General features: G+C 52.9%; 12 protein-coding genes. 3 read left to right on the forward strand and 9 right to left on the reverse strand.

The features are described from left to right. Positions 1-405 precede the first annotated feature (405 nt). Positions 406-1,365, reverse strand: coding sequence for a tyrosine-type recombinase/integrase (locus J2Z70_RS23560; RefSeq protein ID WP_209877242.1), 960 nt, complete (start codon positions 1,363-1,365; stop codon positions 406-408). Between the two features lie 210 nt (positions 1,366-1,575). Here J2Z70_RS23560 and J2Z70_RS23565 point away from each other — a divergent pair, with 210 nt between their 5' ends. The 3 genes from J2Z70_RS23565 to J2Z70_RS23575 are packed head-to-tail and all read left to right on the forward strand — an operon-like array spanning position 1,576 to position 5,653. Further along, complete coding sequence (locus tag J2Z70_RS23565) at positions 1,576-2,004, forward strand: chemotaxis protein CheW (RefSeq protein WP_036722168.1); 429 nt, start codon at positions 1,576-1,578, stop codon at positions 2,002-2,004. Between the two features lie 29 nt (positions 2,005-2,033). Continuing rightward, positions 2,034-4,034 carry a chemotaxis protein CheA gene (locus J2Z70_RS23570; RefSeq protein WP_209877244.1) on the forward strand — a complete coding sequence of 667 codons (2,001 nt, stop codon included), beginning with the start codon at positions 2,034-2,036 and terminating at the stop codon, positions 4,032-4,034. Positions 4,035-4,063: 29 nt separating this feature from the next. Next, positions 4,064-5,653 carry a methyl-accepting chemotaxis protein gene (locus J2Z70_RS23575; protein WP_209877246.1) on the forward strand — a complete coding sequence of 530 codons (1,590 nt, stop codon included), beginning with the start codon at positions 4,064-4,066 and terminating at the stop codon, positions 5,651-5,653. A 259-nt stretch (positions 5,654-5,912) separates the two neighbouring features. On the opposite strand, the gene J2Z70_RS23580 is transcribed toward J2Z70_RS23575, so the two are convergent. The 8 genes from J2Z70_RS23580 to ctaD form a co-directional block, all read right to left on the reverse strand. Then, on the reverse strand, positions 5,913-6,449 hold the full coding sequence (locus J2Z70_RS23580) for a nucleoside deaminase (RefSeq protein ID WP_209877248.1): 537 nt from the start codon (positions 6,447-6,449) through the stop codon (positions 5,913-5,915). Between the two features lie 324 nt (positions 6,450-6,773). Next, entirely contained in the window at positions 6,774-7,778 is a 1,005-nt protein-coding gene (locus J2Z70_RS23585) for a phosphotransferase enzyme family protein (RefSeq protein WP_209877250.1), read from the reverse strand. 32 nt (positions 7,779-7,810) lie between these two features. Further along, positions 7,811-8,074, reverse strand: coding sequence for a hypothetical protein (locus J2Z70_RS23590; protein ID WP_209877252.1), 264 nt, complete (start codon positions 8,072-8,074; stop codon positions 7,811-7,813). Between the two features lie 304 nt (positions 8,075-8,378). Further along, entirely contained in the window at positions 8,379-8,843 is a 465-nt protein-coding gene (locus J2Z70_RS23595; RefSeq protein ID WP_036722160.1) for a DUF420 domain-containing protein, read from the reverse strand. Between the two features lie 36 nt (positions 8,844-8,879). Next, entirely contained in the window at positions 8,880-9,791 is a 912-nt protein-coding gene (ctaG, locus tag J2Z70_RS23600) for a cytochrome c oxidase assembly factor CtaG (protein WP_245368478.1), read from the reverse strand. Positions 9,792-9,816: 25 nt separating this feature from the next. Beyond that, positions 9,817-10,140, reverse strand: a complete 324-nt coding sequence (locus J2Z70_RS23605; RefSeq protein WP_036722158.1) for a cytochrome C oxidase subunit IV family protein — start codon at positions 10,138-10,140, stop codon at positions 9,817-9,819. Positions 10,141-10,144: 4 nt separating this feature from the next. After that, positions 10,145-10,771, reverse strand: a complete 627-nt coding sequence (locus tag J2Z70_RS23610; protein WP_036722156.1) for a cytochrome (ubi)quinol oxidase subunit III — start codon at positions 10,769-10,771, stop codon at positions 10,145-10,147. Between the two features lie 6 nt (positions 10,772-10,777). Further along, complete coding sequence (ctaD, locus tag J2Z70_RS23615; protein WP_076086550.1) at positions 10,778-12,616, reverse strand: cytochrome c oxidase subunit I; 1,839 nt, start codon at positions 12,614-12,616, stop codon at positions 10,778-10,780. Positions 12,617-12,674 lie beyond the last annotated feature (58 nt).

Here is a 12,674-nt window from a genome sequence, read left to right on the forward strand (position 1 = left end):
GCCTTTGATTTAATTCTTTTATTGTAACGAGAAAAAGAGACATTCTTTGTGTCGAATGTCTCTTTCAGTTCTTTATGGACTTTTTCAGTGGCCTCCATAGGCGGAGTCTGGACTTTATTATTGGAGCATACGCGGGATTTGCGGCACAAGTGCCGGATTTCGATGCAACAAACCACATGAAGCTAAGTCTGTATGTATACTTTGACGTTTTTTGTCGTACAATATCACTTATGCGACTTTTTTTGAGTAAAATACGATAAACCATGCATACTTGCGCATAATCAAGCAGCCATGCGTTTATTATAGGTCATTTCCTAACTTCTGTATAGAAACTTCGCTGGATCAGCCCCTCTGTTTCCACAATTATGCTCCATTCGTGCTTCTGCAATTTTTGTCGAATCTAATCTATTGAATGAACGTGCGCAGGCTGTCCTCGACAAAATCCGGGGCAGCCTTTTGAATCTGCTGAACGGTGTGGAGATAACGCTGAGTGGTGTTGATGTGGGAATGCCCCAGCGATTCCTGAACCTGCTGAAGCGACGCTCCTTGGAGCAAGGCCAGCGTGGCATTCGTGTGGCGCAGCCAGTGCGGGGTCAGCTTTTTCTCAATTGAGCTGGCTTCTCCGGCATTCTTGATAATCCGTTCCACCTGCCGTGAAGATAACGGAAACATCCGCTGCTCCGGGGTGACCTCTTCCTTCCCTGGCAGGGTATCAGACAACTTGGAATACAGCTGCCACAGGGTCGGCGGAACCTTAATTTCCCTAGGCTTGCCCCCCTTGCCGTTCTCCACGGTCAGCCAGACCGAGGTCTCCAGCAGATCATTATGGAAGTCCCCCCACTTCATCGCCGTCAGCTCTGACACCCGCAGACCGAGCACTACCAGCGTCAGCCCGATCAGATAATTGCGCAGTCCTTGCTTCTCCAGTACATTCAGTAATTCCCCCACCTCCCGTTTGGTCAGGAAGTTTTTGCGGCTGGTAACAGTTATTTTGGGGATGCGTACCGAAGAGGTCGGATTCACTGCAAAAATCCCGATATGCTGGTCACTCCCCCATTTATAAAAAGACTTCAACGGCGCAAGGAATGCCGCTATGCTTGCCGGTGCCAGCTGCCTCTGATAACTGTAGCCCCCCTGCGTCAGGAAAATCTTATACGCCTCCATCTCCCTCCAGGTCACTGCCCTTAAGGAGGTGCCTGCAATAAATCTGCGGAAATCGGCAATCGCCCGCTTATAATTCCGACCTGTATTAACATTCGTACAGCAGGTAGCCATAAACATCTGAACAATCTGATCATCGCTTAGGTAGCCCTCTTCCGGGTACACCAAGCTGAGCGCCGTACGGCTAAATTCGGTCTGGCTCATTCTTTTTTCATCACTCCTCAGGAATAGACATGTCGCATAAGTGATATTGTACGACATTTTTGTGGTATTTTGTCCCATTATCACACAGGAATGGCTAAAGACCGGAATACACAAGATCAGCAGAAGGTAACGCGAAGAACTCAGGAGGGGGACGGAGGCAAAATAGCGGCTGCGGGCCAGCTAAGTAATATGAGAAGCCGGAGGGTAACTATGGAGACCGTTTTGCAGAAACAATATGTTGAATTCGGGGTAGATCACGAGCATTATGCGATCCCGATCTCAGATGTTCATGAAATTATAAGAATGCAGGAAATAACGGAAATCCCCAGCAGCCGTCACTACGTTAAGGGCATTATCAACCTCAGGGGTAAAATTGTGCCGGTGCTCAGCCTTAGAGTGCTGCTTCAGATGGAAGAAGTGGAGCCGACCAAACACACACGCATTCTGGTGGTCCATCACCAGGAGGAATCCCTGGGCGTTATTGTCGACAACGTGAATAAAGTGACGACCTTCAGCGATATTCAGCCTGCACAGGGCAGCATCTCTGGAGTCAGCGGCTCCTTCTTCAACGGAGTAGGCTTCTCTTCTTCCGAGCTGGTCGGCATTCTGCGGCTGGATGAGATCCTGCTGCGAGACTAAACAAAGGCTAAACGGAGAGAAGGCGAACCATGGTTGATTTATCGGAATACCGAGGGATATTTCTGGAGGAACTGGAGGACCAGCTGCAGCTGATCGAGGATGAGGTGCTCAGGCTGGAGCAGACCGGGGAGACAGAAGACGGAATCCAGCAGTTTTTCCGGGCGGCCCATACCCTTAAGGGCTCCTCGGCCTCTATGGGCTACAACGGGCTGAAGGAAGTCACACATCATCTGGAGCATCTGCTTCATCAGATGCGGGGAGGGGAGCGGACGGTCACGCCGGAGCTGATCCGCCTGTTCTTCGGAGCGCTGGATGGAATGCGCGCGCTGCAGAGCGAGATCGCTGCTACGGATCAGGAGACCACAGATGTGTCCGGTCTGGTGCAGCGGCTGAGTACATTCGCAGCGGAGGAGCTGCAGAAGCCGGAGGATAAGGCCCCTGCTGTGCAGACAAGTCTGGCAGAGCTTCCCCTCCAGCTGTTCTGGGTGCATGTGTGGCTCTCTTCCGGCTGTGAGATGAAGCTGCCCCGTCTTCACCTGATCGATGCCAAGCTGCGGAGTGTCGCTGCGGTCCTGCGCATGAAGCCGGAGCTGGAAGAGATAGAGGACCACGACAGCCGGATCGACGAGGCCTCCTGGTTGCTGTCGCCTAAGATCGATATCGAGGAGCTCCGGCAGGAGGTCTTATCCATTATGGATGTTGATCGTATATACATAGAAGAAGTGCTTAACGATTCCCCGCGTCCCGGTGAATTCGTGAGACCGCCCCATCCGGAGACGGGGAGCCGGGAGCTCCCGGAAGTACCAGAATCCCCGCCGTCTGCCGCTGACAAAACCAAGCCGCAAACGATCCGCGTCCAGGTGGAGCGTCTGGAGAAGCTGATGAACCTGGCGGGTGAGCTGGTCATCGATCAGACCCGGTTCCATCTGCTGAACCGCAGATTCCACCAGCAATACGGAACCAATGATCTGACAGAGGAGCTGGGCCAGCTTGCCGACCATCTGGCTATGATTACGGGGGAACTGCAGGAGAGCATGATTAAGGTGCGGATGCTGCCGATAGAGCAGCTGTTCAACCGTCTGCCCCGCATGGTCCGGGACTTGTCCGGCTCCCTGAACAAGCAGGTTGAGCTGGTTCTTGAAGGCAAGGAGACGGAGCTGGACCGGACGCTCATTGAAGAGCTTGGCGACCCGCTGATCCATCTGCTGCGCAATGCCGTTGATCACGGTATAGAGACCCCTGAAATCCGCCGCAGCGCCGGCAAAAGCGAGACCGGAACCGTCCGCGTCGCGGCCTCCCATGAGGATAATCAGGTCATCCTGGTCATCGAGGACGACGGGGCCGGGATTGATTCCAGCCTGATTGCAGAGTCTGCCCTGCGGAAGGGCATCATTACGGCTGAAGAGGCCGGCGGGATGACTGAGGATGAAGCGCTACGGCTTATTTTCCGGCCCGGCTTCTCCACCGCCCCGCACATCAGCGATATTTCCGGCCGCGGGGTCGGAATGGATATCGTCCGCAATGATATTGAACGGATTAACGGCATGATCGATATCGAGACCACACGGGGGCAAGGCACCCGCTTCCGGATTCGTCTGCCCCTGACGCTCGCCATCATCCGGGGTCTGCTCGTTCATGCCGGGGGAGCCACCTTCGTGATTCCCATGAGCAGTGTGGCCGAGATTGTCCGCGTCACTCCAGAGGAGATCACCTCTGTCCGGGGCCAGCCTGTCATTACCGCACGGGGGCAGCTCGTACCGGTGGTCTGGCTGCAGGATATCCTGCGGCTCCCCGCATGTGCGGGCGGCAGATCAGCATCCATTCCGCTGATTATCGTGGGTCGGGGAGAGAAACGGCTGGCACTGGCCGTGGATACACTTATCGGCAATCAGGATATCGTAATCAAATCGCTCGGAGCCTACATGGGCAAGACTGAGAACATATCAGGAGCTACCATCCTGGGAAATGGCAATATCGCTCTGATCATAGATACAGCCAGCTTATTTTTCAATACGGGAGTCTTCGCTTAACAAAATCATCTTTACTGGGGGAAACAGGTATGAAATGGTTCTATAATCTAAAAACAAGCGTGAAATTAATCTCGTCCTTCCTGACCGTCGCTGTCATTCTTTCCTTCGTGGGCCTCTACGGTCTCAGCAACCTCGGCTCGATTAATAACAGTCTGGACGATATGTATGTGAACAATCTGGTTCCCGTCTCCTCCCTGCAAAGCTCACAGAACAGCTTCTCGGTCATGCGCGTTATCGTCAGGGATCTGTACATTAAGAAGACCCCTGAGGAACGCCAGCAGCGTGTGGACGATTATAAAAAAGAGAAGCAGAACGTACTCGATAACATCGCGGCCTTCCGCAAAACCAAGCTGAGCGCGGAATCGGTTCAAGCCATTGCCCCTTTTGAAGCGGCATGGAATGACTATCTGTTAACGTACGATTCTCTTGTCAGCCTCTCCCTGACGGGACAGGACGAGAAGCTGCTGGAGATGCTGCGCGGCAGCACGCTTAACAACCAAGGCGATACCTTGAAGAATATTCTGAACGAGCTGATTCTCACCAACACCAAGGAAGCGGATCAGGCCAGACAGAGCGGAGCCGCACTCTATAGCTCTTCGCGTAATATCACCCTCAGTATCATTATCGGTGCAGTCATTCTGTGCATCCTGCTAGGGTATATCATCTCCCGGATTATTTCTAATCCGCTGGCGAAGGTTGTCAAGGTTCTCTCGAAGGTGGCTGACGGCGACCTGCGCAGCCAATCCGATATCGATACCAGAGATGAAATCGGCATCCTGGCTGCCAAGGTGAACGAGATGGTCAGCAACCTCCGTAACACAGTGGGCTCCATCCTGCTGCATTCCCAGAGCCTGTCCGCCGCCGCCGAGGAGATCTCCGCCAGTACGCAAGAGGTGGCAAGCGGCAGCACGACCACAGCGGATGATGCCGGGACCATCAGCGAGTTATTCAAAGAGCTGTCCAGCGCGATCCACTCTGTAGCCCAGAATACCGAGCAGGCCTCGGTCATCTCCGATGAGACCGTTACGATTGCCGAGAACGGGAACAGCATCATTCAGGAGTCGATGGAGAGTATGCAGGCTGTCAGCGGGCAGATGGCTAAGCTTGAGGAGGACTCGCAGAAGGTCGGCGAGATTATCGATGTCATCGAGGATATTGCAGATCAGACCAATCTGCTCGCTCTCAATGCCGCCATTGAAGCCGCCAGAGCGGGGGAACAGGGCCGCGGGTTCGCGGTGGTGGCCGATGAGGTGCGCAAGCTGGCCGAGCGCAGCGGCGAGGCCACCAAGCAGATCACCAGCATCATCAAGGGGATGCAGGTGAATACACGCTACAGCGTGAGCGCTGTGCAGGAGAGTGCGGAGCTGTCGCAGAAGACCGGCGTTTCTTTTCATCAGATCGTGACGATGGTCAACAACGCCGGACAGAAGATATCCGAAATCGCCGCCGCCAGCGAAGAACAAGCCGCCCAGTCCACCAACGTTCTCGCTGCCGTGGAGAGCATCTCCGCCACCACCCAGCAGTCCGCCGCCAGCAGCGAAGAGACCGCCTCTTCCGCCCAGTCCCTGGCCAGCCTGGCTGAGGAGCTGCAGAGCACGGTGTCTTCGTTCCGGTTGTAGCTTCATCCTTGCTCCAAACATCAATATTTAGACAAACCTTGAAAGTGAAACAGCGGCAGTTGTGGACAGAAATTCAAGTCCTAGACTGTCGCTGTTTATTGAGCTGACGGTTACCGTTAGCTGAATCGATTAACGATATTCTTCAGATTTAGCTGTTCACGTAACAACATCCAGCTTTCCGCCACGGTTTGATGAGCCGTGTCGATCATGCCTTGGTCGTTAGAGCTTAACCGCCTGAGAATATGCTCTTCGTAAATTATCACTCCGCATCACGTATGAATTCTTTATTCCAATGATTATCGGTGTAACCCCGATTATTATTCCATTCAGCCAGCATTAGTCTTTGTCTAATTTCTAAATCAGAGTAGGGAGCAGCCACAATTTCAATGTCATTAAATAAATCATTATAAATCGGCAACGGACTTGTCCTTTCTTTGAATTTTTTAAATGCTCCGATTTCAGCATCATTTGCAGCCCACACCACTTTTTTTATCTTGGAGAGAACTATAGTCCCCGTACACATTGGACAGGGCTCGCACGTCGTATATAACGTAATCCCGTTATCTACAACAAATTTCTTATTTTCAACATCTAATATCTTATGTCCAGCCTTTCTTATAGCGTCTACTTCTGCATGTGAAGTTGTATCATAGCTGGAAAAAACGCTATTTCTACCCCGGCTAACAACGGTTCCGTTAGAATCAATAATGACTGCCCCAATTGGGTAAGTCCCTTCTTCTTTTGCTTTTTCAGCTTCTTCGAAGGCAAGCAGAAGGTATTCATAGTGGTTGTCCATTTTCACCCATCCTAACTAAATTTCATTCTATTTTTTAGGTACCCATAAGAAAAGTATCATACCCAGGAACATTTCAGAACAGGGATCCACCGATTCAAAGGTTTTAGTGTACAGTTCTGAACGCAGCCGGTAAACGTTAATTGGATTTTGTCCATCTAATTTGACGGCATCGCCCCATTCCCGGACAGCAGTTGGACAAACAACACTTAATTTCTACGATTCCGTCCAATTCGATGATTTTCGGGGAATTAGGTGGACTTTTTCCAATTGCTTACCTGCAACTGGCTGTATCGCTGGAACTAAGTGTGCTTTTTCCAACTATCATCATTGTCCCTCTTCGCCGAACCCATCAATTAATGAAATCCCCTTGATAATACGCACTGTACTCTCTTGCAAGAACCCACGCGTCCAATCGTCAGCCTGGGTTAAATCCCAACTCCGGTGCATGCCGACGACTACGATAATTTCACGCAGTTTAAGAAACAAATCCAGTTGACTCTTCCAGGCATCGGGGAGCTGCCGGCCATCCTCCGCGTAGCCCAGCTCGAAATGCCGGATAAAAAGCTCGTATTGCGCCTTACGTTCAGACCTTGAATCCTCCCCAAATACATACAGTAAATAATAGAGCTGGATAGCAATATCCTCAGAATACCAGCTGTATTGACACTCATCGAAATCAAAAAGCGTTATCCGCCCTGACTCATCTACCAAGAAATTACCTACGTTGATATCCCCGTGAATTAAACCGAAATTATCTGAGGTAACAGGCAAACTGCTCAAATCAGCTTTTAGTCCGTCTAGGGCATGCAGAATGGGCCCAAGCTCTGCCGGCAAATAATCTTTCGCCCGCACAAGGTATTCATTAGTTTCCCAGGTATGTCTTCTGAATACCGGTTTGTACCGCTTACTCAGTTCATGAAGACGGCCTGTAATACGGCCACATTGTTCATATAGCATCGGGTTCCCCAGGCATTCCGGATATCCGACTTTTGTGCCGGGTGCAAAATTGAACGCTGCTGCGTAAAAATCCATCGTATTTCCATGAATACGCTCATAATCCCTTCCATTCACCGATAGAACCGGAGCTGAAACTGACACTCCCTTCTCCGCGAGGTAACGAATCCATTCGATTTCAGCTGCAAGTCCTTCGGAGGTACGAAGTGTGCCCGGAGTGAAGCGGAGAATGTATTGGGATACACCGAGAGTATAAGAATATATGAAGTTTTGAAAGCCTCCAATGAAGTTCAGATCCTTGGGGCTAATCCCAAAGCGCCTAGCACCTTCAGCAGCATATTCGTCCAGGAACATTCGTTTGATGTGTGGGTCCATGTTTTCTCCTTAGTATGTATAATTAGGTCGTTCTAGATCGATAGCCAGACTACTAACGATTCAGCGTTATAATCCTGAGCTTTTTCAAATAATTCGAAGAGACACTGGGCAAAAAACTGATCTAAACCCAGAACAATCTCGGGACGCAGTACAATGGTCCAGTCTGCTGTACTCCATTGAAAGAAAATCAGGACTGAATACTTGCCCGCCATAATTAGCACATAGTTACGTAACCAGTCGGCCCGCTTACCTTTGCACCCGCCTAATGTGTTCGATTTTTCGATTACATTTCGCACGCACACCCTCCGCACGCCCAATGTGATCGGTTTTTCGATTACATTTCGCACGCACACCCTCCGCCAGCCCAATGTGATCGGTTTTTCGATTACATTGCGCCTGCACGCTCGCCGCCAGCCCAATGTGATCGGTTTTTCGATTACATTCCGCACGCGCGCTCGCCGCCAGCTCAATGTAATCGGTTTTTCGATTACATTCGGCCCACTCCAAGCCCCTAACCCCCAAAAAAGCCCGCCCCTCCCCCGCAGCAGCGGCAGATGGACAGGCTTTTCCCCTATGATCCAGGGCTTCTCTTCCCTCGGCTTAAGCGCCTAGGATGATTTCCCAGACCGGCTTCGTATGTCCGCCCGGATAGAAGATATACAGCAGGACGTAGACAGCGACTCCCGTAATAGCGGTGATGAACCAGATGACGGAGGTCACTCTGCCCCACTTGCGGTGCTTGGCATACTTGGCTTTGAAGCCGAGCGTCAGGGTGGTGATGCCAAATACGGCAGCGACGGTAGCCAGTACAATGTGGAAGATCAGGAAGACATGGTAGATCGTCGTCAGCTCATCCGGTCCTCCCCAGGAGGTATTGCCTACGAACACCGTTCTTGACGAGTACACCAGGAAGAACAGAATCGCTGCCACCGCAGCCGCAATCATCGTCTTCTTGTGCGCCTCGCGTTTGCCTTGAATGATTTGTCTCCAGCCGATGGCCACCAGCACCGCGCTTATGACGATGAACGATGTACTGATCGTAGGAAACAATGTGAAAATATCCATGAATATCCCCCTCGGTACTTACCAGCTCGTTATAGTTCAGACCTCCTCCGCCAGGGCAGAGGGTGACGCGGACACTTCTGTGTCCTCTTGTCCGTTCTCTTTTTTATACCAATGATAGAACACATAAGCAAGCATCGAGGCGAAAATAAATTCCTGAATGAACTTCATCACGATGCCGCCGACCTGCTGATCTACCTTGGGGGACAGAGATCCGAAGAAGCCGGGACCGCCAAAAGCCTGCAATAATGCAGCCGGACTCTGCGGTACACAGTAGCCCATCGCCTTCGCCCAGGTGCCCGGGTCGCTATACGTAGCATAGAGGGGGGAGCCCGCAAAAATAATCAGCCCGCAGGCTGGTGTCAGCAGCACCATGTTCAGGAAGATGAAGCCCACCTGCCCCAGACCGCTAAGCGCCCGGTATTCCGGCAAGGGGTTAATCAGATTCCACCACATCAACGCCGAGGTCAGGAACAGGATGCCATAATACAGACGGTGAACGGTGAAATGCAGCATGACATAATCATGGATGGCGGGGATGTGGTAGAGCGAGAACAGGCCATTGAAGAGCAGGGCCGCCACCACCGGCTTCGCGAGAAAAGCCAGTCCCTTCAGCGGATTCACCCGCAGCAGAGCGCGCCAGCACCAGTCGGGGATACCAAGCATAATCAGCGGGACCGCCACCAGATAGGATAAGGCCATACTCACCATATGGAAGGAAAATAAGATATGTCCCAGCAGACTGACCGGTCCTCCCTGCGCAAGATAGAGGGCCAGCATTCCGCATAAGAACAGCCCCCTCCGCCAGAAGGGGACTGCAGTGCTGCCCTCAAAACGGGAGGCCAGCGGACCGATCAGCACAAAATATCCGGCAGTCAGGAGGAGCATCAGGGCCAGAAACAACGGACTCCATAGTTCCGTAAAGCTGAAATATTGCAATCCCGGTATCATCCTCAAGACCTCCCCGGAGATAGAATCAATCCCACCATACCCAATAGAGCGCCATTACAATACAGGTGCCTGCGATAAAAAAGCCGCCCAGCATGAAGATAATCGGGAGCATATGCCCTTTGTCCTTCAGATGCATCCAGAAGCCCATCTGCAGGAACACCTGCAGCACAGCCATTACCAGCAGCAGGATGATCGCAAAGGTAGCATTCACCCCTCCGGCTGCCACCGCGGCAAAAGCGATCAGCGTCAGCACCACGGAGAACACAAACACCACAATATGCCGCTGCGGTCCTTCCGGACGGTGCCGGTGCTTCACCGCAGAATCTGAAGAAGGCTGCTTCGTCGTCATGGCTTCACCCCACCTTTCCGAGCAGGTATACGACTGTGAAGATAAAGACCCACACCACATCAATGAAATGCCAATACATCGCCGAGACATAGATCTTCGGTGCAGTAACGACCGTCAAGCCTTTATGCGCCAATTGCCCGATCAGCACGGAGATCCACAGAATCCCGAAGGCGACATGGGCACCATGGAACCCGACCAGCGTATAAAAGGCCGAGCTGAACGCACTCGTCGTCATCCCGAATTCCTCATGCCGGATATATACACTGAACTCGTAGATCTCCAGGATCAGGAAGGCAAGGCCGAGCAGGACAGTCACCACCAGCCAGTTCCGTAGCTGGGCCACATTTCCCCGGTGCATGGCCTGAATGGCGAACACACTGGTCAGACTGCTGACCAGGAGGAGGAAGGTCGCTGCCGCGACCAGCGGCAGATGGAATAGCTCAGCCGCCGAGGGTCCCTCATTCGTCTGATTACGCAGCGCCAGGAAGGTAGCGAACAGGGTGCCGAAGAGCACCGCTTCCCCTCCGAGGAACAGCCAGAAGGCCAGCACTTTATTGCGTCCTTCCAGGGTCGCTTTCTCGGGTTCATGCGGGAGTGTACCATCCGCTGCTTCAGCATGTGCCGTTGTCATCTCTGCTCACCTTCCTTCCAGCTCTTCGGGTTCGATATGCCAGCCGTGATCGTCGAACAGCGACCGCATCAGCATCGATCCGAAGGTAATAAGAAGCCCCAGCGCTGTAACAATATAATTATTGAACAGGAAGCTCATAATGCTGCTGCTGAATTCATCGCGGCTGAACATAAAGCCAAGGCCCGCAATGAAGATACCGACGGACATCAGGAACGGCAGAATCGTGGCCGACGGCATATGAATCGGACCAATCGGCTCCGCCGGGGTCATGGCCTTATGCCCGGCCATTTTCTCTTTCCAGAAAGCATCCAGGCCCCGCACCAGCGGCGTCTGCTTGAAGTTATATTCCGGCGGCGGCGAAGGGATCGTCCATTCCAGGGTCCGCCCGTCTTCCCACGGGTCTTCCGGCGCATCCGCCGGCCGTCTGGAGGTCAAGAACACATTGACAAGGAAGATAATCATGCCCACTCCCATCAGGAACGCCCCCACCGTACTGACCAGGTTGAGCGTATCGAACTGCTGGTTCGGCAAATAGGTAAATACGCGCCGCTGCATCCCCATCAGTCCCAGGAAATGCTGCACGAAGAACGTTAAGTGGAACCCGATAATGAAGGTCCAGAAGGTCCACTTGCCCAAGGATTCGCTAAGCATCCGCCCGAACATCTTCGGCCACCAGTAGTGCAGCCCGGCGAACAGCCCGAGCACCAGACCGCCGACAATGACGTAGTGGAAATGCGCCACCACGAAATACGTATCATGGAACTGGAAGTCTGCCGGCGCGGAGGCCAGCATCACCCCGGTTACTCCGCCCATCGTGAAGGTAGGAATGAACCCGGCCGCGAACAGATTCGGGGTCGTGAAGCGCACCTGTCCGCCCCACATGGTGAACAGCCAGTTGAAGATCTTGATCCCGGTCGGCACGGCAATCAGCATGGTAGAGACGGAGAACAAGGCGTTCGCGACCGGACCGAGGCCGGTAGTGAACATATGATGCGCCCAGACCATGAAACCCAGGAAGGCGATCAGAATTGTCGCGAAGACCATGGAGCTGTACCCGAACAGCCGCTTGCGCGAGAAGGTCGGAATGACCTCGGAGATGATGCCGAAGGCCGGGAGAATCAGAATATATACTTCGGGATGCCCGAAGATCCAGAAGATATGCTGCCACAGCACGGGATTGCCCCCTCCGGCAACATTGAAGAAATTGGCGTCCAGAATCCGGTCGAAGGTAAGCAGGACAAGTCCTACGGTAACCGCAGGGAATGCAAACAGAATAATGGCTGAGGTAATGAAGGTAGCCCAGGCGAACATCGGCATCCGCATGAAGGACATCCCCGGTGCACGCATCGTGATGATGGTAGCCAGGAAGTTAATCCCGCCAATCAGTGTGCCGAGTCCGGCAATCTGCAGCCCTATCGTATAAAAGTCCACTCCGTGTGAGGGGCTGTAGCCCGTACTCGATAGCGGAGTGTAAGCAGTCCAGCCCGCATCGGGCGCGCCGCCCATCACCCAGCTCAAGTTAAGCAAGAGACCGCCGAACAGGAAGGTCCAGAAGCCCAGCGAGTTGAGAAAAGGAAAGGCGACATCCCGCGCGCCGATCTGCAGCGGAATCACCGCATTCATCAGCGCGAAAATAACCGGCATGACTCCTAGAAAGATCATGGTCGTGCCGTGCATGGTAATCAGCTCGTTGAAGGTCTGGGCATCCAGGAAGGTATTCATCGGCTTAATCAGCTGAATACGGATCAGGATCGCCTCCAGGCCGCCAATGCCGAAGAAAAGGCCGCCGGCCCATAGATACAGGATGGCTATTTTTTTGTGGTCGACGGTGGTAATCCAGTCCATCAGCCCGGTATGCCGCTTGGCGCTGTGGCCGGGCTGCAAGGGCTGGGAGGGCTGCAAG

This window comes from Paenibacillus silagei (genome assembly GCF_017874735.1).
In the GTDB taxonomy this organism is placed as follows: Bacteria; Bacillota; Bacilli; order Paenibacillales; family Paenibacillaceae; genus Paenibacillus_AQ; species Paenibacillus_AQ silagei.